This window comes from Pseudomonas sp. MIL19 (assembly GCF_028680365.1).
In the GTDB taxonomy this organism is placed as follows: domain Bacteria; phylum Pseudomonadota; class Gammaproteobacteria; order Pseudomonadales; family Pseudomonadaceae; genus Aquipseudomonas; species Aquipseudomonas spirodelae.
This window is the reverse complement of the sequence record NZ_JAPPVG010000010.1, coordinates 128,386-153,660: the sequence shown is the minus strand read 5'-3', so window position 1 is coordinate 153,660 and position 25,275 is coordinate 128,386. Positions and strand designations below refer to the sequence as shown.

Below are 25,275 nucleotides of genomic sequence, written 5' to 3'. Positions count from 1 at the left end.
GCTATACTGCGTAATTAGTCGTTATACAGACCGATAACTGCACTGACCGCCTGGGACTGGGCCTTCGACATGTCATTACGGGCTTGCTCGATCTTGTTCAGGTAAGCCTCGTCAACATCGCCGGTGACGTACTTACCATCAAACACTGCGCAGTCGAAGTTATCGATCTTGATCTTCTTGCTACCACTGACCGCTTCAATCAGATCCGGCAGATCCTGGTAGACCAGCCAGTCGGCACCGATCAGCTCGCAGACTTCCTCGGTGGTGCGGCCGTGAGCGATCAGCTCATGGGCGCTAGGCATGTCGATACCGTACACATTCGGGTAGCGCACGGCAGGGGCTGCCGAACAGAAATACACGTTCTTCGCGCCGGCTTCGCGGGCCATCTGGATGATCTGCTTGCAGGTGGTGCCGCGCACGATGGAATCGTCCACCAGCATCACGTTCTTGCCGCGGAATTCGAGCTCGATGGCGTTGAGCTTCTGCCGTACGGATTTCTTCCGTGCGGCCTGGCCCGGCATGATGAAGGTACGGCCGATATAGCGGTTCTTGACGAAGCCTTCGCGGAACTTCACGCCCAGATGGTTGGCCAGCTCCAGCGCGGCGGTACGGCTGGTATCAGGAATCGGGATGACCACATCAATGTCATGCACTGGGCGTTCACGCAGGATCTTGTCGGCCAGCTTCTCGCCCATGCGCAGGCGCGCCTTATAGACCGAGATGCCGTCCATGATTGAATCCGGACGCGCCAGATAGACGTGTTCGAAGATGCACGGTGCATATTTGGGATTGCTCGCACACTGACGGGTGAACAGTTTACCGTCTTCGGTGATGTACACCGCTTCGCCCGGCGCCAGATCGCGAATAAGGGTGAAACCAAGCACATCCAGCGAGACACTTTCCGAGGCGATCATGTATTCCACGCCCTCGTCGGTATGGCGCTGACCGAAGACGATCGGGCGGATACCGTTAGGGTCGCGGAAACCGACAATGCCGTAGCCGGTGATCATCGCCACCACGGCGTAACCACCCACGCAGCGCTCATGCACGTCAGTCACTGCAGCGAATACATCTTCCTCGGTCGGCTGCAATTTGCCGCGCTGGGCCAATTCGTGAGCAAACACGTTGAGCAGCACTTCCGAATCGGAGTTGGTGTTCACATGACGCAGGTCGGACTCGTAGATCTCCTTGGCCAGCTGCTCGACGTTGGTCAAGTTGCCGTTATGCGCCAAGGTGATGCCGTAGGGCGAGTTGACATAAAACGGCTGCGCTTCAGCCGAGCTGGAGCTGCCCGCAGTTGGGTAGCGCACATGGCCGATGCCCATGTGGCCGACCAGGCGCTGCATGTGGCGCTGCTGGAAAACGTCACGCACCAGACCGTTGTCCTTGCGCAGGAACAGGCGGCCATCATGGCTGGTGACAATACCGGCAGCATCCTGGCCGCGGTGCTGGAGGACGGTCAGCCCGTCATACAGCGCCTGATTGACGTTCGATTTACCGACGATACCGACAATGCCGCACATGTGACGCAACCCCTACTTAATGAAACACGATAATTGCGAATGCACTTACGGCAGCTTTTGCTGCAGCAGTGCCTCTTTAAACGGTAATTCCACCGGCGCAGTTACACCGCTGGCCAGCCACTGACTGGACAGGCCTAAAATCAGGTTTTTTGACCAGTCGGCCACCATCAGAAAATGTGGCAAGAGTGCCGATTGCTGCCACCAGCTGTCTTGCTGAACCGGGGCCAGACTGATCAAGCCAACCAGCACGACCACCAGCAAGCCACCCCGAGCGGCGCCGAAAACCATGCCGAGAAAACGATCAGTACCCGACAGCCCAGTGACCCGGATCAACTCACCAATCAGGTAATTGACCAGGGCACCAACCAACAAGGTAACCACAAATAGAATCGCGCAGCCTGCAATCACGCGTGCCGAGGGTGTCTCGATAAAACCCGCCAAGTGCTGCGACAGTGCGCCGCCAAACATCCAGGCGACCACGCCAGCAATGATCCAGGTGAGCAGCGACAAAGCTTCCTTAACGAAACCTCGGCTCAGACTGATCAGACTTGAAACGGCGACAACGGCGATAATCGCCCAATCGACCCAGGTGAATGCCACGATGCAGGTTACCGACGAGAAAGGCGCTGCATTTTAGCAGAGCACCTGTGCGGGGAGTAAACAAAGGATTCGCCAACCGCTGAAATGCCCGAGCTGCCTTTCGGCAAACCTGCCACCCACGTTTGACGAAGCCACTACGCCATTGAGTCAGTTCGCCTCAGGCTGAAAACGCACCACAAAGCCATTGAGCTTGTGCTGACGATTGAGCTGATCACGCAGGCGATCCGCCTCGGCACGCTCAATCAACGGCCCGACAAACACCCGATTCATACCGTCGAAATTACGGATATAGGCGTTATACCCCTGAGTGCGCAGGGTTTTCTGCAGTTTCTGCGCGCCATCGCCACTGGATAAGCTCGCCAGCTGCACAGACCAGCTGACCGGCAGACTGTTAGCGTCCAGCTTACTTGGCGCTACTTGAGGCGCCGCTACCACAGGCTTGGCCGGTGCAGTTGGCTGCGCAGGCACTACCGGAGCAGTAGGCGGCTCATCTACAACCGTATCAACGGGCTCCAGGCTCTGCGTGGCCTCAGCACCAACCGGCTCATCAGGCAACAATTGCGGCTCTGGTACGACCACGGGCTGCAATTCAACCTCTGGAACCTCAGGGACCACCGGCATTGCCGGAGCATCGACTAAAACTCGCTGCGACTCATCTTCACGCGATAACAGCATGGGCAGAAAAATCACTGCCAGTGCCAGCAAAACCAACGCACCGACCATGCGCTGCTTTAATCCCTTATCCAGCAAAGCCATCCTGCACGCCCCTATTGGCTTGGCGGCCCAGCCAATCCAAGGCCTCGGCCACGCAGTAAAAAGATCCAAACACCAGCACTTCATCACCATCTACAGCCTGTGCACACTGAGCCTCAAGTGCAGCCTGCACATCTGCGTGGGCCGTTACTCGCACCCCGCGGCTGTGTAAGTGCGCGTGTAGCTCGGCAGCTGCACGCGTACGGCCTATTGGCAGCGGCGCAACCGCCCAACTCGCTACTTCACTTAACAAGGGCGCCACCACACCGGGCAAATCCTTGTCAGCAAGTAAACCAAACACAGCTAAGCGTTTACCGGGTACCGGCCGATTTGCCAGTCGCTGCGCGAGATACTCAGCAGCATGGGGATTATGCCCAACATCAAGCAGCAGCGTGAGTGACTTACCTTGCCAATTCAACACTCGACGATCGAGCCGTCCAGCGACTCGTGTCTGCTGCAGCGCCTGACTGATCACCTCAGGCTGCCAAGGCAGCTGCATCAAGGCATAAGCCTGCAGGGCCAAGGCGGCGTTCTCCATGGGCAGATCGAGTAACGGCAGGTTTGCCAGACTCACTACTGCGCCAAGATGGTTAAGACCGTGCCAGGACCACTCCTGCGCATTGGTGCTCAAGTCATAGTCACGACCACGCAAGAAAAATGGCGTATCGAGCAGAGCCACCTGATCAAGCAAGGGTTGCGGAGGATCAAGGTCACCACACAAGGCAGGCTTGCCGGCACGGAAGATCCCGGCTTTCTCGAAGGCAACTGATTCGCGGCTATCGCCCAACCAATCGGCATGGTCAATACCGATGCTCGTGACCACGGCAATATCAGCATCCAGCAGATTCACCGCATCCAATCGGCCGCCAAGGCCGACTTCCAGCACCAGCGCGTCCAGGCCTGCCTGCTGGAATAACCAGAACGCCGCCAGCGTGCCCATCTCAAAATAGGTCAGTGACGTGTCGCCACGCGCGGCTTCAACCACCGCGAACGCCTCGCAGAGCATGGCGTCAGTAGCTTCAACCCCCGCAATCTGGACCCGCTCGTTGTAACGCAGCAGATGCGGCGAGCTGTATACGCCGACCTTAAGCCCCTGCGCCTGCAGCAACGCAGCGATAAAAGCACAGGTTGAGCCCTTGCCATTGGTTCCGGTGACGGTGATTACTCGCGGCGCCAGCCTGCCCAGACCCAGACACTGCAACACCACCTGGGAACGCTCCAAGCCCATGTCGATGGCACTTGGATGCAATTGCTCGAGATAGCTCAGCCAATCAGCAAGGACGCGCTCAGTCATGCCGTCGCCGGCAACGAGACAGGGGAAGGCAGACCCATAAACTGCGCCAGTAAGCGTGCCAAGCGCGGACGCAGCTCTGCACGATGAATGATCATATCGATGGCGCCGTGCTCCAGCAGGAACTCGCTGCGCTGGAAGCCTTCTGGCAACTTCTCGCGCACGGTTTGCTCGATCACACGCGGGCCGGCAAAGCCGATCAACGCACGGGGCTCAGCCACAATCACATCGCCGAGCATGGCCAAACTGGCAGACACGCCGCCATATACCGGGTCGGTCAGTACCGATACAAACGGAATACCCTCTTCGCGCAGGCGCGCCAGCACGGCCGAGGTTTTAGCCATCTGCATTAACGAAATCAGCGCTTCCTGCATACGCGCACCGCCAGATGCTGAGAAGCACACCAGCGGGCAGCGCTGCTCCAGCGCCGCATTGGCGGCACGCACAAAGCGCTCACCAACAATCGCCCCCATCGAGCCACCCATAAAGGAGAACTCGAAGGCGCAGGTCACTATCGGCATACCTTCCAGGGTGCCACGAATGGCCACGAGCGCATCTTTCTCACCCGTCTGCTTTTGCGCACCCACGATGCGGTCTTTGTATTTCTTGCTGTCGCGAAACTTCAAGCGATCGACCGGCTCAAGCTCGGCACCCAGCTCCTCGCGCCCCTCTTTATCGAGGAAGATATCCAGACGCTCGCGTGCACCGATACGCATGTGATGATTGCACTTGGGGCAAACATCCAGGGTCTTGCCCAGCTCGGGCTTGTAAAGCACCGCATCACAGGATGGACACTTGTGCCAAAGGCCTTCGGGCACCGAACTCTTCTTGACCTCGGAACGCATGATCGATGGGATGAGTTTGTCTACCAACCAGTTGCTCATGCTCTTGATTCTCCAAAGCTGTTAACCGAACGGGCTGCGCTTTATGCGATCAGGCCTATCCGGGAAAATTCATGAGTACAGCCGTTTCAGGGGCCGGTGATTTGCCATTATGGCAGCGCTCATACACCCGCCACCCTTGAACGACCGCCTGCAGCGTTCATACATTCTGCAACAGGGGTATGGACGGCCAAGCAGGCTAAGCCGTCACATCAACCCAGCACACCTTAAGCAGCTTTTACCGCCTGCATGAAAGCACGAATCTTCTCAGCATCCTTGATGCCCTTGGTTAGCTCAACGCCACCACTGACATCTACAGCATAGGGACGCACACGAGTAATGGCCTGCGCAACGTTTGCAGCCGTTAGGCCACCGGCCAGAATAACCGGTTTGCTCAAACCTTCCGGCACCAGCGACCAATCAAAAGCCTCACCTGTACCCCCCGGAATACCTGGCACATAGGTATCCAGCAGCACGCCACTGGCATTCTTATAGAGAGCTACCTGAGCGGCGATATCGTCGCCCGGCTTAACCCGCAGCGCCTTGATATAAGGCCGGTGATAACCATCACAATCAGCTGGGCTCTCATCACCGTGGAACTGCAGCAAATCAATCGGCACAGCATCGAGCAGCTCACCCAACTCGCAGCGACTGGCATTAACGAACAAGCCCACTGAGGTCACAAACGGTGGCAAGGCACTAATGATCGCGCGCGCCTGCTGCACTGTGACAGCTCGCGGGCTCTTGGCATAAAACACCAGCCCAATCGCATCCGCACCCGCCTCGACAGCCGCCAATGCATCTTCTATGCGGGTAATGCCACAAATCTTGCTGCGAACGACTGACAACAGGATGACCTCAGTTAATTCAGTGTGAACGGGATGCTAGCAAATAGCCTTTCAGGCGTCAGCCGCCACATCCGGCAAACCGGAAAGAAAGTGCGGCCCCAGGTAGCGCTTAGGTAAATCGAACTCCTGCGGATAGTCGACCTGCACCAAATACAACCCATAAGGGTGCGCAGTCACCCCACCGGTACGGCGTACACGGGTTTCCAGCACTTCCTGCGCCCACTCAATCGGGCGCTCGCCGGCACCGATGGTCATCAGAACCCCAGCGAGATTACGCACCATATGATGCAGGAAGGCATTGGCACGGATATCCAGCACGATAAACCGTCCGTACTGGAGCACCTCCAGGTGATGCACCGTCTTGATTGGCGATTTAGCCTGACACTGACGCGCACGGAAAGCACTGAAATCATGGGTGCCGATAAATGCCTGGGCCGCCTCACGCATGCGCTCAATATCCAGCGGGCGATGATTCCAAGTCACCTCTTCGGCCATATGCGCCGGGCGGATCTGGTCGTTATAAATCACATAACGGTAGCGTCGCGCTTGCGCACAAAACCGAGCATCAAAGTGCGCCGGCATCGACTTGGCCCACGTCACACTGATATCACCGGGCAAGTTCATGTTCGCCCCCATCACCCAGGCATGCATAGAGCGATCAACCGGCGTATTGAAATGCACCACTTGGGCACTTGCATGCACCAGCGCATCGGTACGCCCTGCGCAGCTCAACGTAACGGCAACACCACCCGCGACTTTAGTTAGGGCTTTTTCCAGCGACTCCTGAATAGAGGGCACGCCGGCGCGCTGACGCTGAAAACCACGGTAGCGCGAACCTTTGTACTCAACACCGAGGGCTATCTTGAAAACGCCAACGGCAGCCGAGTCGGCTGCCGTTGTAGTAGGACTTTCAGGCATGTATCAGACCAAATTAGCGATCAGCTCACGGGCTTCTTGTTGCTGACCATCGTTACCTTCACTGATGACTTCATCGAGAATATCGCGAGCACCTTCGGTATCGCCCATATCGATGTAGGCGCGAGCCAGATCGAGCTTGGTGGCAGTCTCGTCGGTACCCGAGAGGAAATCGAAGTCATCGTCATTATCCAGCGCAGCACTGGCAGAAGCAGCGCTTGCCGGCACGTCCAAATCTAGAGGTTGTTCCAGATCATCAGATAGCAAGTCCAACTCCGCGCTGACCTCGTCCAGTTGAGCTGCAAAGCTATCGTTCGATGGCTGACTAGGCGCCTCGTCACTCAGTGAAAGGTCAAAGTCTGCCGACAGATCAAAATCACCACCCAACTCTTCCGTTGGCAGATCAAAGCTTGGCTCAGTTGGCGCAGCACTTGGCTCGTCATCCAGGCTAAGCAGGAAATCATCTTCAGCCGACGCTTCAGGCTTGGCAGGTGCATCCAGATCCAGGCTGAAATCAGCCAGGTCGTCAGTGCCCAAATCCAGCTCACTGTCGCTGCCATCAGCGAGGCTCAGGCTAAAGTCCAGATCATCGGCTTTGCTCTCAGTCGGTTCAACCGGTGAGCTGAAATCCAGATCGCTGTCGAACGACAAACTATCCAAATCCTCTAAGGCAGCCTTATCGCCAGCAGCCTGCAGATCACGATCCAGTTCAGCTTCAAGATCATCCAAGCTCAGATCGAACGCATCATCTTGATCGGCAACTGCAGATTTTGTGCTTGGCTCGTCGAGTGTCAGGTCGTCCAGGCTGAAACTATCCAAGCTTTCCGCGGCGGTCGCAGCCGCTGCGAAGCCTGCGCCTGCAGCAACAGCCATGGCTGGGTAGCGCGCGTTGATTTGATCAAGCTCAGCAGCACTGCCGCCAATTTCGCGCAACTCGCTGTCCTGACGCGCGAAACCATTGCGGTCACCCATTTCGGCATAGACCTCCATCAGTTTCAGACGCAGGTCACTGCGTTGCGGCTCGTCATTGATCGCGCCCTGCAACAGCTCAGCAGCCTGAGGGAAGCGACCGTAGGCGATATAGATATCCGCCTCACCCAGTACATCACCTGTTTGCGCGGTAACACGCTCGTCATTGGGCAGATCGTTTTGCTGGCTATCTAGGTCTTCAGCCAAGCCGGCAAAACCGTCATCCGGCAGATCCAAATCAGCGCCCAAATCGGACGAATCGTCACCAGCCGCTAGACTTTCCTGCAACTGCGCTTCTTTAAGTGCATTACGGCGCGACAGCATCATCAGCGCTATCAGTAATAGCAGCAGCGCACCGCCACCTGCGGCGCCCAGCAGCATCGGATTGGCCAGCAGATCATCAAGGGTGCTTTCCGCTTGCTGCTCAGCCACTACTGGCGCTTCAACGACAGGCGCTACAGGCGTGACTGGAGCAGGCTCAGGCGCGGCAGCCGGTGCAGCCTCCGGCACTTCTATCGGGGCTACGGGCTCAACTGATGCTGCAGGCTCTTCACTGTAATTGAAATCGGTTTCAGCAACTGGCGCTACGGGAGGCGTAACAGCAGGTTCTTGCGGCGCGACCTCTGGAGCAGACTCTATGGGAGCGGCCGGTGCTTCAACTGCTGGTGTTTCTGGAGCAACAGGCGCAGCCACCGGAGCAGGCGCCTGCCCCTGTGCGGCCAGGTCAGCCTGCAACTTGGCCATCTGATCATCTTTCAATTGAATCAGACGCTGTAGCTTATCGAGTTGGCTCTGCAGATCAGTCATGCGGCCTTTCAACTCGTCATTTTCACGACGGCTGGAGTCCAGGCTTTCCTGAGTCACGGCTAACTTGTCATTTAATGCTTTGGTATCAGCCGCACCTTTGTCGCTACCGGCAGTTGCTTTACCGCTATCAGCAGAAACCAGTTTCAGGCTATCACCTACTTCGACCTTGGCCGGCGCCGCGGCGGCACTGGTGCGCTTGGTAGCATCCAGCTGGCGGGCGCTAGCGACAGCACTACGCCCTTCACGCCAGGCTGTATTTTGTTCTGCTACCTGAGCGAGTGCTTCGCCTTGAGCACGCTTCTTCACCTGCTGCTCATCCGGTAGGCGCAGCACCTGACCGCTTTTCAGGCGGTTGATGTTGCCACCGATAAAGGCATCAGGATTCAGGTCTTGGATCGCCAACATGGCTTGATGCACGCTGCCACCGGCACGTGCACGCTGGGCAATTTCCCAGAGTGTATCGTTGGCCGTGGTGGTGTATTGGTTACCGTCTAACGGTTTGGCCGTAGGCGCGGCAGGTGCAACAGAAGGCGCGGTATTGGCTGCTGCCGCAGGGCGCGGTGCAGGAGCCGGTGTTTGCAAGCGAGGTGCAGGTGCCGCGGCAGCTACAGGGAGCCGAGCAGCCGCTGGGATCACGCTTTGCGGGGTATAAAGCGGCGGATCAAGCAGCAAGGTGTACTCACGAAGCAAACGGCCATTCGGCCAGAGCACTTCTACCAAGAAGTTCAGGTAGGGCTCACGCATGGGCTTGCTAGACGTCACCCGGATAACGCTTTTGCCATTGGGCTTAAGTACCGGAGTGAACTTCAGATCGGTCAGGAAGTACTGACGATCCACACCTGCTTTGGTGAATGCTTCTGGGGACGCCAGGGTTGGCAATAGCTCATTAGAAGCCAGGTCGCGCACTTCCAGTAACTCAATCTCAGCCACTAAGGGTTGATTGAGCGCTGACTGCAGAGTGACTTCACCCAGCCCCAACGCGTGGGCCATACCGGATGACAGTGCCGAAGCAGCTGCAATTGCCAGCACCAGTTTGCGAACCCGAACCATAGCGTTATCCCTTGTTTTATCTTTTTTCTCGACCAGCGAGAGGATCTTGAAAATTGCTGCCTATCACGCCCGAAGACGCAACCCCATTCAGCAATTAACTCAGCCAGTATTGCCAAGCTCGAAAGATTCTTCAAATTTCTAGGTAAGTATCTTTTACAGATAGTGTTTTATCAACAACTCGGCCAATTGCACAGCATTCAGCGCGGCGCCTTTTCTCACATTATCAGACGCAATCCACAAATTGAGTTCTGCGGGGTCAGCCAAACCGGCGCGCACGCGACCGACATAGACCACATCCTGCCCCACCGCATCGCCAACCACTGTTGGATAATCGTCCAACTCCACCAACTCCACTGACGGCGCAGCATCCAACGCGGCATAAACCTGCTTGATGTCGATGCTCGATTCAGCCTGAAGCGACACACTCAAACTGTCGCCAAAGAACACCGGAACCTGAATACAAGTCACCGCCACTGGCAGCGTCGGTATAGCCAGCAACTCTTGAAGCTCGGCGGCAATCTGCCGCTCCAGCGCGGAGTGCCCTTCACTGTCGCCCTGCTCAACCTGAGCCAGCACATTGAAAGCCATTTGCCGGTCAAACAGACGAGGTTCAAGTGAACGCCCGTTGAGCAATTCCGCCGTTTGCCGCGCTAACTCCGCGATACCTTCACGCCCTCGACTGGAGACAGCCAGGCAAGCAGTCACCGTAACGCGGCGAATGCTGAGGCTCTCAGGCAAAGCCGCCAGCACAGTTGCCAGCGCAACACCCGGCGCACTTGGGCTGGTCATTAAATATGGCGCAGCCACAGCGGCTAGCACCTGCGCATTAGCTTCAGGCACTACTCGCGGCGCCTGCGCGGCCGGCAAGCCGCTGGCCAAATCAATCACCGCACAACCTGCCGCGCCCGCCTGCAACGCGTACTTCTGCGTCACCTTGCTACCTGCCGCAAAAAACGCCAGGCGCACGCTGGAGAAGTCAAAAGTTTCCAGGTCTTTTACCCGCAGGTTCTTACCCTTATAAGACACAGAACTTCCCGCCGACTCGCCACTAGCGATCACGTGCAAATTAGCCACGGGGAATTCGCGCTCTTCCAGCAATTGCACCAGGGCTTCGCCAACGCTGCCGGTGGCGCCAATTACGGCAATATCAAAGGTACGGGTCATGGTAAAGCTCGCAGAAATAAGCCCAGCACTGTATAGCCGGGCCCGTCAAATGCAAAGGAGCGGACTGCTGAGCGCTCGATTTGACTCGAATGCCCTGCAGCCCGCTCCTTATTGACTACGCAATAAACGCCTCAGCGCCGTGCGATTAACGCTCCAGCAGAATACGCAGCATGCGACGCAACGGCTCAGCAGCACCCCACAACAACTGGTCGCCAACAGTGAACGCGCCCAGGTATTGCGAGCCCATATTGAGCTTACGCAGGCGACCGACCGGCACGCTCAGAGTCCCCGTCACAGCGGTTGGGCCCAGCTCACGGATGCTCGCTTCGCGCTGGTTCGGCACCAACTTAACCCATGGATTGTGCTGGCTGATCAGGCCTTCGATGTCCGACAGCGGCACATCCTTGTTCAGCTTGATGGTCAATGCCTGGCTGTGGCAACGCATGGCGCCGACACGCACGCACAAACCATCGACCGGAATCGGGTTCTTGAAACGACCGAGAATCTTGTTGGTTTCAGCCTGGGCCTTCCACTCTTCACGGCTCTGCCCATTCGGCAGTTCCTTGTCGATGTAAGGAATCAGACTGCCAGCCAACGGCACGCCAAAGTTGTCGACCGGGAAGGACTCACCACGCATAGCCTCAGCAACTTTACGGTCGATGTCGAGAATGGCGCTGGCCGGATCAGCCAACTCGTCCGCCACCGCACCATTGATCGCGCCCATCTGCTTGATCAGCTCACGCATATTCTGCGCGCCAGCGCCGCTCGCAGCCTGGTAGGTCATGGCACTCATCCACTCGACCAGACCAGCCTCGTACAGACCGCCCAACGCCATCAACATCAGGCTGACAGTGCAGTTACCGCCGATATAGTCCTTGGTGCCAGCATCCAGCTGCTGATCGATCACCTTGCGGTTGACCGGATCGAGCACGATCACCGAGCTGTCGCTCATGCGCAGCGACGAGGCCGCATCAATCCAATAGCCCTGCCAGCCGGCTTCGCGCAGCTTAGGGAAGACTTCATTGGTGTAGTCGCCACCCTGACAGGTCAGGATCACGTCGAGGCTTTTCAGCTCGTCAATGCTGTAGGCGTCCTTCAAGGGCGCCGTTTCCTTGCCAATCGCCGGGCCTTGGCCGCCGACATTGGAGGTAGTGAAGAATACCGGTTCGATCAAGTCGAAATCCTGCTCTTCCAGCATGCGCTGCATCAGCACGGAGCCGACCATGCCACGCCAACCGATCAGACCTACACGTTTCATAACCACTACACCTATATAAGCTGACCGCCGGAACCGTCCGACGGGCCAGGAAGATTACAGACTGCGTAACGCTTCGACTACTGCATCGCCCATTGCGGTGGTGCCGACCTTGGTCGTACCCGCGCTATGGATATCACCGGTGCGCAGACCCTGATCGAGCACATTGCTCACGGCCAGCTCAATAGCATCCGCAGCCGCGGTTTGATTGAAGCTGTAACGCAGCATCATCGACACCGACAGAATGGTCGCCAGCGGGTTAGCGATACCCTGCCCGGCGATATCCGGTGCACTGCCATGGCAAGGCTCATACATGCCTTTGTTGTTGGCATCCAGGGACGCGGACGGCAGCATGCCGATAGAGCCGGTCAGCATGGACGCTTCATCCGACAGAATGTCACCGAACATATTGTCGGTCACCATGACGTCGAACTGCTTCGGTGCGCGCACCAGCTGCATCGCCGCGTTGTCGACGTACATGTGGCTCAGCTCAACGTCTGGGTAATCCTTGGCCACTTCAATGACCACGGCGCGCCACAGTTGGCTGGAGGCCAGCACGTTGGCTTTATCCACCGAGCACAGCTTCTTGCCGCGCACACGGGCCATGTCGAAGCCAACGCGGGCGATCCGGCGGATTTCGCTTTCGCTGTACGGCAGGGTGTCATAGGCCATGCGCTCGCCGTTTTCCAGCACCTTGCTTTCACGCGGGCTGCCGAAGTAGATGCCACCGGTCAGCTCACGGACGATCAGGATGTCCAGGCCGGCGACAATTTCGCGCTTGAGGCTGGAGGCATCGGCCAGTTGCGGATAAAGAATCGCCGGGCGCAGGTTGCCGAACAGGCCAAGTTGCGAGCGAATTTTCAGCAGGCCACGCTCCGGACGGATGCTCGGGTCAATCGCATCCCACTTCGGCCCGCCGACAGCACCGAGCAGGATGGCATCAGCGGTCTTGGCACGTTCCAGAGTTTCATCAGCCAACGGCACGCCGTAACGGTCGATGGCCGCACCACCGAGGTCATCGAAGCTCAGCTCGAAGCCCAGGTTGTACTTGTCGTTGGCCAGGTTCAGCACCTTGACCGCTTCGGCCATGATTTCCGGGCCAATACCGTCACCGGGGAGAATCAGAATCTGCTTGGACATGTTCTTCTCAACTCATTACGCGGCGAATGACCAATGCATTCGCCTACTGATTATTTGATTGCGCCGAACAGCCACGGGCTGCGCTGCTGATAGGTGGTTTCAAAGGTTTTGATCGCGTCACTGTCCTGCAGGGTCAGGCCGATATCGTCCAGACCATTGAGCAGGCAATGCTTGCGGAAGGCATCGACTTCGAAGCTGTACTGCACACCATCCAGGCGAGTCACGGTTTGTGCGGCCAGGTCGACCGTCAGCTGATAGCCAACAGTGGCTTCAGCCTGCTCGAACAGTGCATCGACTTCCTCTTCTTTGAGGATGATCGGCAGCAGACCGTTCTTGAAGCTGTTGTTGAAGAAGATATCGGCAAAGCTCGGCGCGATGATGGTGCGGAAACCATACTCTTCCAGCGCCCATGGCGCGTGTTCACGGCTCGAACCACACCCGAAGTTCTCCCGCGCCAACAGCACGCTGGCACCTTGGTAGCGCGGGAAGTTCAACACGAACTCCTGATTCACCGGACGCGTAGAGTTGTCCTGATTCGGTTGACCGACATCGTGGTAGCGCCACTCATCAAACAAGTTAGGGCCGAAGCCTGAGCGCTTGATCGATTTCAAGAACTGCTTAGGGATGATCTGATCGGTGTCGACGTTGGCGCGATCCAATGGAGCGACCAGGCCGGTGTGTTGAGTAAAAGCTTTCATGGTCGAGTCCTCAGGCCTGAATCAATTCGCGCACATCGATAAAGCGGCCGGTCACCGCGGCAGCGGCAGCCATGGCTGGGCTGACCAGATGGGTACGCCCACCAGCGCCCTGGCGGCCTTCGAAGTTACGGTTAGAGGTGGAGGCGCAATGCTCGCCGCTGCCAAGTTTGTCCGGGTTCATCGCCAGACACATGGAGCAGCCCGGCTCGCGCCATTCAAAACCGGCTTCAATAAAGATCTTGTCCAGCCCTTCAGACTCAGCCTGAGCTTTGACCAAGCCCGAGCCCGGCACCACCATCGCCTGCTTGATGGTCGCGGCGACCTTACGACCTTTGGCCACTTCAGCCGCAGCGCGCAAGTCTTCAATACGCGAGTTGGTGCAGGAGCCGATAAACACGCGGTCCAGCTGGATATCGGTAATCGCCTGATTAGCCCGCAAGCCCATGTATTTCAGGGCGCGGGTGATCGAATCCTTCTTCACTGGATCATGCTCAGCGGCAGGGTCTGGAACATTCTGATCGACCGCCAGGACCATTTCCGGCGAAGTACCCCAGCTCACCTGCGGCTTGATGTCTTCGGCTTTCAGCTCGACCACGGTATCGAACACCGCATCGGCGTCGGACACCAAGTCCTGCCACTGCGCTACGGCCTTGGCCCAATCGGCACCTTTGGGGGAGAACGGGCGCCCCTCAACATAGGCGATGGTCTTCTCATCCACCGCCACCAGGCCCACGCGCGCACCGGCTTCGATCGACATGTTACAGATGGTCATGCGCCCCTCCAGCGACAGATCGCGAATGGCGCTGCCGGCGAACTCCAGCGCATGGCCATTACCGCCCGCGGTACCGATCTTGCCAATAACAGCCAACACGATGTCCTTGGCCGTGACGCCGAACGGCAGCTGGCCTTCGACCAGCACCTGCATGTTCTTCATCTTTTTGGCCACCAGACACTGGGTCGCCAACACATGCTCGACCTCGGAAGTGCCGATGCCGTGTGCCAACGCGCCAAACGCGCCGTGCGTCGAGGTGTGCGAGTCGCCGCAGACCACGGTCATACCCGGCAAAGTCGCGCCCTGCTCCGGGCCCACCACGTGGACGATGCCCTGACGAATGTCGTTCATCTTGAATTCGAGGATGCCGAAGTCATCGCAGTTTTCATCCAGGGTTCGTACCTGAATCCGCGACACTTCATCGGCGATGGCCTCCAGGCCGCCCTGACGCTCGGCCTTGGTGGTCGGCACGTTGTGGTCTGGGGTGGCGATGTTGGCGTCGATGCGCCACGGCTTGCGGCCCGCCAGACGTAAGCCCTCAAAGGCCTGCGGCGAGGTCACTTCGTGGAGGATGTGGCGGTCGATGTAGATCAGCGACGAACCATCGTCACGGCGCTTCACTTCGTGCATTTCCCAGAGCTTGTCGTAGAGCGTTTTGCCGGCCATCAGCTTTCCCTCATCAGCATGTTTCTACGCCTGGGCAAATAGCCCTTTGGCTTATGGGGTAATCCTATGGACTTAGAACAAATTACTCAAATTCATATTTTTCATCATATGGATTCCACCCAGGAATACAGCTAGATTACAACACTTACAGCACACCCACTCTGCACACCACCAAGGGCTACTTAATGGATCTCGCCACGCTCAATGCCTTTATTGCCATTGCCGAGCTGGGCAGTTTTTCCGAGGCCGCCGAGCGTTTACACCTGACCCAACCGGCCGTCAGCAAGCGCATCGCCAGCCTGGAGCAGCAGCTCAATGTGCGTCTGTTCGATCGCCTGGGCCGCGAGGTCAGCCTGACCGAAGCGGGTCGTGCGCTGCTGCCGCGCTCTTATCAGATTCTCAATGTGCTGGACGACACTCGCCGCGCATTGACCAACCTAAATGGCGAGATCAGCGGCCGCCTAACCCTGGCCACCAGCCATCACATTGGCCTGCATCGCCTGCCGCCGCTGCTGCGCGCCTTTACCCGGGCGCACCCGCAGGTGGCGCTGGACATCCAGTTTCTCGACTCGGAAGTGGCCTATGAAGAGGTGCTGCATGGTCGCGCCGAACTGGCGGTGATCACCCTCGCCCCGGAAACCCGCGAGCCGGTGCATGCAGTCGCCGTGTGGGACGATCCGCTGGATTTTGTCGCGGCCCCCGAGCATGAGCTGGCGCGCAAGGGCGCGATCAGCCTGGCCGATATTGCCCACCACCCGGCGGTATTTCCCGGCGGCAACACCTTTACCCACCATATCGTGCAGCGCCTGTTCGAGGCTCAGGGTCTGACCCCGAATATCGCCATGAGCACCAACTACCTGGAAACCATCAAAATGATGGTTTCCATCGGCCTGGCCTGGAGCGTGCTGCCGCGCACCATGCTCGATGACCAAGTCGCGCGCCTACCGTTACCCGGTGTCCAGCTGACACGCCAACTGGGCTATATCAGCCACACTGAGCGCACGCTGTCGAATGCCGCGCGGGCCTTTATGGACCTGCTGGACGCTCAGCGTGATGGCCTTGCACTGGCCGGGGACTAACGGCTAACGTAAACAGATAACGATAAGAAAGGGTTCTGCATGACTCAGCCCAGCCGCTCTGCCAGCGACCACGAAACCCATTCATATAAAGGAAGAGTTGGTCGTGGCTAAATCCAGTGATCGTCGTCCACCCCTGCCATTTATTCCGGCGCTGGACCCTGCCGAATTTGAACGCACATGGAATGACGCGCCACGCCTGCTGCGCGCCCTTAATGGCGCAAAACTGGGCACGTGGTACTGGGACATCGAAAGTGGCCGGGTCAGCTGGTCACGCCGCGCGCAGGCCTTGTTCGGCTTCGACCCCAAACAGCCCCTACAAAAACAGATCGACTACATCGAGCTAATCCCGGCCGAAGATCGCCCTGAGGTCGTGCAGTTATTCGACCAATTGCTCGCAGGCAACCCGAGCAACCGTGCTTTTCGTCACCGCGTTCGCTGGCCTGACGGCAGCCTGCATTGGCTGGAGATCAGCGGCAGCCTGCAACTTGACGCTGACGGCAAACAGCGAGTCATGGGGGTCATCCGCGACATCACCAGCCAGCAGGCCCGCGCGCAAGCACTGCGCAGCAGCGAGGATAAATTCGCCCAAGCCTTCAACTACAGCCCGGACGCCGTAGTAATCACCGACAAAGCCAGCGGCCGCTTTATCGAAGTCAACGCCGGCTTCGAACAGCAGTTTGGCTGGACCAGTGAACAAACCCTAGGCCGCACCTCCCTGGAAATAGGCATCTGGGCGTGCTTGGAGGATCGCCGACGGATGATGGATGCGATCAGCAATAACAGCCTCAACGGCCTGCAAGTATCGCTTTATCACCGTAACGGTAACATCCGCAAAAACCTGCTGTTTGGCGGTGAAATACTCCTGCAAGGCGCCCCCTGCCTGGTCCTGTCGCTGCGTGACATCACCCAGCAATGCGAACAAGAACAGGCGCTGCGCGACAGCCAAGAGCGCCTGAACCTGGCCCTGGACTCGGCCGACCTCGGCACCTGGGACTGGCACATACCCAGCAACATGCTGTTTGGTTCGTCCCGCGCGGCCAAACTCCACGGTTTAAAAGAACAGTCGTTCCACGACGATTTCCGTAAATTCTTCAGCTGTGTACCGCTGTCGGACCGTCATGCCATGCGCGTGCATTATCAGCATTTGGCGCAAGGCACCGCCGATAATTATCAGGTGACCTACCAGGTAATCTATCCCAACCAGGAGGTTCATTACCTCGAAAGTACCGCCAAGCTCTACCGAAATGCCGATGGCAAGCCAGAGCGCATGGCGGGCATCCTGATCGACATCAGCGAGCGGGTTCGCCGAGAACAGAGCCTGACCACCTCAGAAGCCAAGTTTTCCAGCCTGTTTCAGGCCAGCCCAGACCCAATCGCCCTGACGACTATGCCGGAAGGCCTTGTCCTGGAAATCAACTCAAGCTTTAGTCAGACCTTCGGCTGGCAACCCGACGAAGTAATCGGACGCAGAATGATCGACCTGAGTTTCTGGGCCGACCTCAGCACGCGGGCCGTGCTGTACAGCCAACTGGAGCGCGACCAGAGCTTGCACAATGAACTGGCCCACTACCTAGACAAACAGGGCCGCGCGATCACCTGTGTGATCTCCTCCAGGCCGGTGCTGTTGAATAAGCAAACCTGCCTGCTCACCACGTTCCGTGATATCAGCGAACGGCAGAAAGCCCAGGCAGAGCTGCAGGCCAGCCAGGAAAAATTCGCCCTAGCATTCCACTCCAGCCCAGACGCCATCACCATTACCGAACGCGACAGCGGCCGCTATATCGAGGTGAACGAGGGCTTCTACCGGCTAACCGGCTATAAATCAGAAGAAGTGATCGGTCTTAGCGCCAAAGACCTCAATGTCTGGGCCGATCTGGCAGAGCGCGAGCTAATGCTGGAAATACTTAAGCGCGACGGCCACGTACACCACATGCAAATGCGCGGCAATCATCGCGACGGTCGAATTAAGCAGGTTGAGGTCTCCGTCGAACCTATCCAGCTCAACAACACCCCCTGCCTGTTGCTGACCGCCCGTGACATCAGTGATTTGAAAGAAGCCCAGGCCCAAGTGCAGCACCTGGCCTACCATGACTCGCTGACCAACCTACCCAATCGCGCTCTACTGCTCGACCGCCTCACTCAGCAGATCGCCCTGCTCAAGCGCCACGAATTGCGCGGTGCGCTGATGTTTATCGACCTCGATCACTTCAAACACATCAATGACTCACTCGGCCATCCGGTCGGTGATGCCGTACTCAAGCTGGTCACCGCTCGCCTGGAGGCCAGCGTGCGCCAGGAAGACACCGTGGCACGGCTGGGTGGTGACGAATTTGTCGTGCTGATTTCCGGCCTGGAAGGTAAGCGCTCAGCGGTGCTCAACCAAGTCCGCAGCGTGGCGGAGAAACTGCGCCACCTGCTGGCCGAGCCAATGCAGCTCGACGGCCACCAGCTGCAGGTCACGCCGAGCATCGGCATCGCCCTGATCCCCGACCACGGCGACACCCCCTCCGACCTGCTCAAACGTGCCGACATCGCCCTCTACCGCGCCAAGGACTCGGGGCGCAATACCATCCAACTGTTCCGCAACACCATGCAGAAAGCCGCCAGCGAACGCCTGCGCTTGGAAAACGACCTGCGCCTGGCCCTGGCTCGCGGCGAGTTCGAACTGCACTTCCAGCCGCAGGTGGATGCCCGCACCAACCAGATTATCGGTGCCGAAGCCTTGCTGCGCTGGATGCACCCGACACTGGGCGCGCAATCACCGGCGTTGTTTATCCCGATTCTCGAAGAAAGTGGGTTAATCCTCGAAGTCGGCGGCTGGGTACTCGCCGAAGCCTGTCACGCCTGCGCACAACTGCTCAAGCAGGGCATGATCGACGCCGCACAGTTCAGCCTGTGCGTGAATATCAGCCCACGACAGTTCCGCCAGGCTGATTTTGTTGAGCGAGTAGACAGCTGCCTGGCCAGCAGCCACCTGCCACCTAACATGCTTAAACTGGAAATCACCGAAGGCATCGTCATCCAGAATATCGACGACACCATCGCCAAGATGAACCGCCTCAAGCGACTTGGCGTGACCTTCGCTATGGATGACTTCGGCACCGGCTACAGCTCGCTGACCTACCTCAAACGCCTGCCGGTTGATGTCCTGAAGATCGACCAATCCTTCGTGCGCGACGCCACCCTGGATGCCAACGACGCGGAAATCATCCGCGCCATCGTCGCCATGGCACATAGCCTGGGGCTGGACATTATTGCCGAGGGGGTTGAGCAGCATGATCAGCTGGAATTCCTCCAGCAACAGGGCTGCCATCACTACCAGGGTTACCTGTTCAGCAAAGCAGTGCCACTGCAGTCGTTTCACCAATTACTGCACGACAATCGATTGCCCGCGCCCTGCTAACACAGCAAGGGCACCCGCAGGTGCCCTTGCTCGCGTGCAGCCTGATGGTTAGCTGTTAAGCACTGGACGGCTGGCGCCAATCGGGATGCGCTTGGCTTTAGCCTCTTCCGGCACGATGCGTACCAGGTCGATATTTAGTAGGCCATTGACCAGGCTCGCGCCCTTCACTTCGATATGGTCAGCCAGGCGGAAGGACAACTTGAACGCCCGCTGAGCAATGCCTTGATACAGGTAGGTGACGTTCTCGGTACTGTTATCACGTTTGCCACCGGTCACAGTCAGCACGTCACGCTCGACTTGCAGCTCCAGGTCTTCTTCCTCAAAGCCCGCCGCAGCGACCACAATGCGGTACTGGTCGTCGGCATATTTCTCAACGTTGTAGGGTGGATAGCTGCTACCCGCCTCATTGCGCATGGCGGACTCGAACAAGTCATTGAACCGGTCGAAGCCAACGGACTGACGCAGCAGTGGGGTCATGGAAAATGCAGTGCTCATCGTTAAATCTCCTGAACTTCAGCGAGTCGTGAATGTGGAACCCGACTTCGGCATCCCACAACACTGAAAATGTGGCTACTCAGAATGATTTCAAGCCGCTGTAAAATTTTCTTACAGGGAGGCAACACGATGACCAAGGTCATGCTCATTACCGGTGCCAGCCGCGGCATTGGTGCCGCTACCGCCAGGCTGGCCGCCGCCCAAGGCTATGCGCTGTGCCTGAACTATCAACGGCAACAGGCAGCGGCCGAGTCGCTGGTTAGCGAGATCACCCAGGCGGGCGGCCAAGCCATTGCGGTGCAGGCCAACGTAGCTGACGAAAACCAGGTCATGCAGTTGTTCAGCCACGTTGATCGGCACTTCGGCCGCCTCGACGTACTGGTCAACAACGCCGGCATACTGGAAGGCCAAATGCAGTTGCAACAGATGGACCTGGCGCGCTGGCAACGGGTCTTCGCCACCAATGTATTTGGCAGTTTTCTCTGCTGCCGCGAAGCGATCAAACGCATGTCGACCCGCCAGGGCGGCAATGGCGGTGCCATCGTCAACCTGTCATCGGTTGCCGCCCGGATCGGCGCGCCGGGTGAATACATCGACTATGCGGCCGCCAAAGGGGCAATCGACAGCATGACCCTGGGCCTGGCCAAAGAAGTGGCGGCTGAAGGCATTCGCGTCAACGCCGTGCGGCCGGGAGTAATTGCCACTGAGATTCACGCCAGCGGCGGTGAGCCAGAGCGGGTCGCACGCGTCAGCCAGAGTGTGCCCATGGGGCGCGGCGGGCTGGCCAGTGAGGTGGCGGAGGCGATTCTCTGGCTGGCCAGCAAGCAAGCGTCCTACACCAACGGCGCGTTACTGGATGTCAGCGGCGGACGCTGAATATCAGGCGCTCGCCTGCTGACGCAGCGCTTCAGCAAACTGGATACCGAGCAAGGCATCGATACGCAGGCAATCGTTTTCTCGGCGCAGCTGGTTGAACAACTCGGTGGCTTCGGGGTAGCTGCGGGTGAGCATCGCTAGCCATTGCTTCAACCGACCAGGTGCATAACGCGGTGAAATTTTGCGCCGCGCCTGCAGCCAGAAATCGGCCAGCAGCGGCTGCAATTCGGCCCAGCTCATTTCAACCACGGCCTGCCCGGCCTTGGCAGCGGCAATCTGCCGGGCCAGGTCCGGACGCGCCACCAAGCCACGACCGAGCATGATGTCCTCGACCCCACTGACCTCACGGCAACGCCGCCAATCATCCAGGTTCCAGATATCGCCATTGGCGAACACCGGCACTTTGACCGCCTCCTGCACCCGCGCCACCCACTCCCAGTGCGCCGGTGGCTTGTAGCCTTCGACCTTGGTCCGCGCGTGCACCACGATCTGCGCGGCACCGCCGTCAGCCAGGGCTTGCGCGCACTCCATGGCATCGTCCTTGTGGTCGAAGCCCAGGCGCATTTTCGCCGTCACCGGGATGGCTGCCGGCACCGCGCGCCGTACCTCGCAAACGATGGCATGCAGCAACTCGGGCTCTTTGAGCAGCACGGCACCACCACGGGACTTGTTCACCGTCTTGGCCGGGCAGCCGAAGTTGAGGTCGATGACCGGCGCACCCAAGGTGCACGCATACGCCGCGTTATCGGCCAGGCAAGCCGGGTCGGAACCGAGAAACTGCACGCGCAGCGGTGTGCCCGCGGCTGTTTGCGCGCCACTGAACAACTCGGGCGCCAGCTTCTGGTAGGTACTGGCCGGCAATACCCGCTCCGTTACCCGGATAAATTCGGTCACGCACCAGTCGATGCCGCCAACCCGGGTCAGCACATCGCGAAGGATTTCGTCGACTAACCCCTCCATCGGGGCCAGGGCGATTTGCATACGTTCAGCTCTCAAAGAAAATCGGGCGCCATGTTTGACGCGGCACAGCAACGACCCGAAGAGGCGGCCGCCATAAAAAACGCCGCGTAGTGTACGCGGCGCAACGAATCAGTAGCCAGGCTTTAGCCCAACGGCGCGTCAAAGCTCCATGGGGAACGCTGGCTGTAACGCCGCCCCGTAGCCTTCAACAAACTCCGCGGGCATGCGCTTGGGCTTGCCACTGGACAGCTCGATGCAGACAAAGGTGGTTTTCGCCCGCAACAGCGTCACACCATCTGCCGGGCGGATCAGCTGAAAACAGCGATCCATCTTCAAGCGCTGATCGGACTCGACAATCCAGGTAGCCATTTGCAGCTGCTGACCCTCATAGGCGCTAGCCAAATAATCGATTTCATGGCGCAGCACGGCCATGGCGCGATCCAAACGGCGGTACTCGGCCAAATCCAGCCCAAGAAACTGCGAATGCCGCCAGGCGCTGCGCTCCAGCCAACTGACATACACCGCATTGTTGGCATGCCCAAGGCCGTCGATATCGTCTGCCGCGACCTCGATATCAATCACAAACGGGTTACTTAAGTCCCACATCATGCCGACTGCTCCAGGCTACCCGCCAACGCCCGAGCCTCAGCGGCCAACTGGGTAATTTGGTCCCAGGCACGGGCGCGCACCAGGTTACTGGGCGCAATCCAGGTGCCGCCGACGCACGCCACATTGGGCAAGCGCAGAAAGCCTAATAAGTTATCCGGGGTAATCCCACCGGTTGGGCAAAAGCGAATACCGGTGAACGGCCCCTTGAAGCTCTTGAGCATTTTGATGCTGGTGGCGCCGTCGGCCGGGAACAGCTTTAGCGAGCGATAACCGTATTCCAGCGCCAGCAGCACTTCGGAGGGGGTCATGACCCCAGGTAAATACGGCAACCCGGAGTCCTCGGCAGCGGCGGCCAGGCGCTCGGTGCAACCCGGGCTGACGGCAAACTGCGCACCCGCTTCGCGGGCCTCATTAAACTGCTCGGCATGAATCACCGTGCCGGCGCCAATCAATAGATCCGGCAATTCCTTGCGCATGGCGGCCAACGCATCCAACGCGCGCGGCGTGCGCAGCGTCACTTCCAGCACGCGAATGCCACCGGCATGCAGCGCACGGGCTAAGTCCACCGCCAAGCTGACGTCTTCGATCACCAACACCGGCAACACCGGGCGGGCCTGTTGCAGCACCGCATCCATCGTCAGGCTCATGCTTTGCTCCCCGCTCTCAACTCAATCTTCAAATAGGCTGCTGGCACCCTGCTCAGCTGAACCGACCAGGCGACGCTGGGCGCCAAACATTTCCAGACCAAAGCCCAATTCCATTTCGACACTGCTGGCCGCCAAGGGCCGTGCAGCGAGTTGCTGCTCACTCAGCTCTACCTGCAGCAGGCCGTGCTGCGCATCCAGCACCAGCCAGTCGCCATCTTGTAACCGCGCCAGAGCGCCGCCCGCGGCGGCTTCCGGGGTCACGTGCAAGGCCGTGGAGACCTGCCCAGAAGCCCCGGACATACGCCCGTCGGTGACCAGCGCGACTCGCTGCCCAGCCTGCTGCATATTGGCCAGCAAGGGCATCAGTTTATGCAGCTCGGGCATGCCATTGGCTTGTGGGCCTTGGAAGCGCACCACCAGCACCAGGTCACCCTGCAGTTCACCCGCACTGTAAGCTGCCTGCACCGCTGCTTCCGAATCAAAAATGCGCGCCTGGGCGCGAATTTGCCAATAGGCCGGGTCCACCGCCGAGGTTTTCAGGATGGCGCGCCCCAGGTTGCCCTTCAGCAGCACCAGCCCGCCCTCCTCGGCAAACGGCTCGGCCACGGCACGGACAATATCGCGCGCCGGGCTCTGCGGCGGCAGTTCGCGCCAGGCCAGGCGCTCGCCGTCCAGCCAGGCTTCGCGGGTATAAGCCCGCAAGCCATGCCCGGCGGCAGTGGCCACATCGTTATGCAGCAAACCTGCGCCGAGTAACTCACGTAGCAACCAGGCAGGGCCGCCAGCAGCCTGGAATTGATTCACGTCCGCCGCGCCATTGGGATACACCCGCGCCAACAGCGGCACGACCTTAGACAGCGCGGCAAAATCATCCCAGCTCAGCTCATAACCCGCCGCACGGGCAATGGCCGGTAGGTGCAAGGTGTGATTGGTCGAGCCACCGCTGGCGAGCAAGGCCACCACTGCATTGATCAGCGCCCGCGCATCGATCTGATGGCCGACCGGCAGGTAGCGTTCGCCTTGGCGGCTGTTGTGCGCCACCAAGCGCGCGGCCTCATCGGTAAGGGCATCGCGCAATGGCGTGTAAGGGTGAACAAAGGCGCTGCCTGGCACATGCAGCCCCATGGCCTCCATCAGCAACTGGTTGGTATTGGCCGTGCCATAAAAAGTACAGGTCCCCGCCTGGTGGTAGGCCGCCAGCTCAGCAGTCAAAAGCTCATCACGGCTGGCTTCACCGCGGGCGAAGCGCTGACGCACAGCGGCTTTTTCTTTATTTGGCAGGCCAGAATGCATAGGCCCAGCCGGGACGAACACAGCCGGCAGATGACCAAAATGCAGCGCACCGATCAGCAAACCTGGGACGATCTTGTCACACACCCCGAGGTACAACGCGCCGTCGAAGATGCCGTGGGTCAGGCCGATGGCAGTAGCCTGAGCAATCAGGTCGCGAGAAAACAGCGACAACTGCATGCCGCCCTCGCCCTGGGTGATGCCATCACACATGGCCGGCACTCCGGCGGCAAATTGCGAAGTCGCACCGGCTCTGGCCAGCGCCACTTTCAGGCGCTCGGGATAATCCTTGAGCGGCGCATGGGCCGAGAGCAGGTCGTTGTAACTGGAAATGATCGCCACATGCGGCGAACCGCCCTGCTTCATGATCAGCTTGGCGTCATCGGGTTGCGCAGCCAGGGCATGGGCCAAATTGGAGCAACCCAACGCCTGATGCGCAGTTCGCCCTGCCGCCTGCGCCAGGCGCTGCAAATAGCGCTGGCGGCGTTTCGCCGAGCGCTGCTCCAAGGCGGCGGTAACCTGCTCAACAACCGGATGCAACATGACGGTTCCCTTTATCTGCGAGGTACAAGCCTGCAGTGTAA

21 protein-coding genes are annotated in these 25,275 nt (G+C 58.9%); 3 read left to right on the top strand and 18 right to left on the bottom strand.

Features of this window, described 5'->3' with window-relative positions; translation table 11 throughout:
* Window positions 1–14: 14 nt before the first annotated feature.
* The 13 genes from purF to leuC form a co-directional block, all read right to left on the bottom strand.
* Window positions 15–1,523 (bottom strand): amidophosphoribosyltransferase, encoded by a 1,509-nt coding sequence (purF, locus tag N1078_RS09425; RefSeq protein ID WP_274087915.1) that lies wholly within the window; start codon window positions 1,521–1,523, stop codon window positions 15–17.
* A 45-nt stretch (window positions 1,524–1,568) separates the two neighbouring features.
* Entirely contained in the window at window positions 1,569–2,123 is a 555-nt protein-coding gene (locus N1078_RS09420) for a CvpA family protein (RefSeq protein ID WP_274087914.1), read from the bottom strand.
* Window positions 2,124–2,270: 147 nt separating this feature from the next.
* Window positions 2,271–2,879, bottom strand: a complete 609-nt coding sequence (locus N1078_RS09415; RefSeq protein WP_274087913.1) for an SPOR domain-containing protein — start codon at window positions 2,877–2,879, stop codon at window positions 2,271–2,273.
* Complete coding sequence (folC, locus tag N1078_RS09410; RefSeq protein ID WP_274087912.1) at window positions 2,863–4,170, bottom strand: bifunctional tetrahydrofolate synthase/dihydrofolate synthase; 1,308 nt, start codon at window positions 4,168–4,170, stop codon at window positions 2,863–2,865. The genes N1078_RS09415 and folC overlap by 17 nt, the downstream gene beginning before the upstream one ends.
* On the bottom strand, window positions 4,167–5,051 hold the full coding sequence (gene accD, locus N1078_RS09405) for an acetyl-CoA carboxylase, carboxyltransferase subunit beta (RefSeq protein WP_274087911.1): 885 nt from the start codon (window positions 5,049–5,051) through the stop codon (window positions 4,167–4,169). Before accD ends, folC begins: the two co-directional genes overlap by 4 nt.
* A gap of 224 nt (window positions 5,052–5,275) precedes the next feature.
* Window positions 5,276–5,896: a phosphoribosylanthranilate isomerase gene (locus tag N1078_RS09400; RefSeq protein WP_274087910.1), complete on the bottom strand. Its 621-nt coding sequence runs from the start codon at window positions 5,894–5,896 to the stop codon at window positions 5,276–5,278.
* Window positions 5,897–5,947: 51 nt separating this feature from the next.
* Entirely contained in the window at window positions 5,948–6,814 is an 867-nt protein-coding gene (gene truA, locus N1078_RS09395; RefSeq protein WP_274087909.1) for a tRNA pseudouridine(38-40) synthase TruA, read from the bottom strand.
* Between the two features lie 3 nt (window positions 6,815–6,817).
* Window positions 6,818–9,637: a FimV/HubP family polar landmark protein gene (locus N1078_RS09390; protein ID WP_274087908.1), complete on the bottom strand. Its 2,820-nt coding sequence runs from the start codon at window positions 9,635–9,637 to the stop codon at window positions 6,818–6,820.
* Window positions 9,638–9,790: 153 nt separating this feature from the next.
* Window positions 9,791–10,801 (bottom strand): aspartate-semialdehyde dehydrogenase, encoded by a 1,011-nt coding sequence (locus tag N1078_RS09385; RefSeq protein ID WP_274087907.1) that lies wholly within the window; start codon window positions 10,799–10,801, stop codon window positions 9,791–9,793.
* A gap of 145 nt (window positions 10,802–10,946) precedes the next feature.
* On the bottom strand, window positions 10,947–12,059 hold the full coding sequence (asd, locus tag N1078_RS09380) for an aspartate-semialdehyde dehydrogenase (protein WP_274087906.1): 1,113 nt from the start codon (window positions 12,057–12,059) through the stop codon (window positions 10,947–10,949).
* 54 nt (window positions 12,060–12,113) lie between these two features.
* A complete protein-coding gene (gene leuB / locus N1078_RS09375) occupies window positions 12,114–13,196 on the bottom strand; it encodes a 3-isopropylmalate dehydrogenase (RefSeq protein ID WP_274087905.1) in 1,083 nt (360 codons plus the stop codon).
* Between the two features lie 50 nt (window positions 13,197–13,246).
* Window positions 13,247–13,894 (bottom strand): 3-isopropylmalate dehydratase small subunit, encoded by a 648-nt coding sequence (gene leuD, locus N1078_RS09370; RefSeq protein WP_274087904.1) that lies wholly within the window; start codon window positions 13,892–13,894, stop codon window positions 13,247–13,249.
* Between the two features lie 10 nt (window positions 13,895–13,904).
* Window positions 13,905–15,332, bottom strand: coding sequence for a 3-isopropylmalate dehydratase large subunit (gene leuC, locus N1078_RS09365; RefSeq protein ID WP_274087903.1), 1,428 nt, complete (start codon window positions 15,330–15,332; stop codon window positions 13,905–13,907).
* Between the two features lie 185 nt (window positions 15,333–15,517).
* Between leuC and N1078_RS09360 the strand changes: the two genes are divergently transcribed.
* Together N1078_RS09360 and N1078_RS09355 are read left to right on the top strand one after the other, a co-directional pair.
* Window positions 15,518–16,411 (top strand): LysR family transcriptional regulator, encoded by an 894-nt coding sequence (locus N1078_RS09360; RefSeq protein WP_274087902.1) that lies wholly within the window; start codon window positions 15,518–15,520, stop codon window positions 16,409–16,411.
* Window positions 16,412–16,514: 103 nt separating this feature from the next.
* On the top strand, window positions 16,515–19,814 hold the full coding sequence (locus N1078_RS09355; RefSeq protein ID WP_274087901.1) for a sensor domain-containing protein: 3,300 nt from the start codon (window positions 16,515–16,517) through the stop codon (window positions 19,812–19,814).
* Between the two features lie 48 nt (window positions 19,815–19,862).
* On the opposite strand, the gene N1078_RS09350 is transcribed toward N1078_RS09355, so the two are convergent.
* Window positions 19,863–20,309 (bottom strand): Hsp20 family protein, encoded by a 447-nt coding sequence (locus N1078_RS09350; RefSeq protein WP_274087900.1) that lies wholly within the window; start codon window positions 20,307–20,309, stop codon window positions 19,863–19,865.
* Window positions 20,310–20,438: 129 nt separating this feature from the next.
* On the opposite strand from N1078_RS09350, the gene N1078_RS09345 reads away from it, so the two are divergent.
* A complete protein-coding gene (locus tag N1078_RS09345; protein WP_274087899.1) occupies window positions 20,439–21,185 on the top strand; it encodes an SDR family oxidoreductase in 747 nt (248 codons plus the stop codon).
* A gap of 3 nt (window positions 21,186–21,188) precedes the next feature.
* Here the strand turns inward: N1078_RS09345 and N1078_RS09340 are convergent, their stop codons facing one another.
* The 4 genes from N1078_RS09340 to edd form a co-directional block, all read right to left on the bottom strand.
* Window positions 21,189–22,166 (bottom strand): tRNA dihydrouridine synthase, encoded by a 978-nt coding sequence (locus N1078_RS09340; RefSeq protein WP_274087898.1) that lies wholly within the window; start codon window positions 22,164–22,166, stop codon window positions 21,189–21,191.
* Window positions 22,167–22,304: 138 nt separating this feature from the next.
* Complete coding sequence (locus N1078_RS09335) at window positions 22,305–22,754, bottom strand: acyl-CoA thioesterase (protein ID WP_274087897.1); 450 nt, start codon at window positions 22,752–22,754, stop codon at window positions 22,305–22,307.
* On the bottom strand, window positions 22,751–23,401 hold the full coding sequence (locus N1078_RS09330; RefSeq protein ID WP_274087896.1) for a bifunctional 4-hydroxy-2-oxoglutarate aldolase/2-dehydro-3-deoxy-phosphogluconate aldolase: 651 nt from the start codon (window positions 23,399–23,401) through the stop codon (window positions 22,751–22,753). Before N1078_RS09330 ends, N1078_RS09335 begins: the two co-directional genes overlap by 4 nt.
* 21 nt (window positions 23,402–23,422) lie before the next feature.
* A complete protein-coding gene (gene edd / locus N1078_RS09325) occupies window positions 23,423–25,231 on the bottom strand; it encodes a phosphogluconate dehydratase (RefSeq protein WP_274088006.1) in 1,809 nt (602 codons plus the stop codon).
* Window positions 25,232–25,275: the final 44 nt, after the last annotated feature.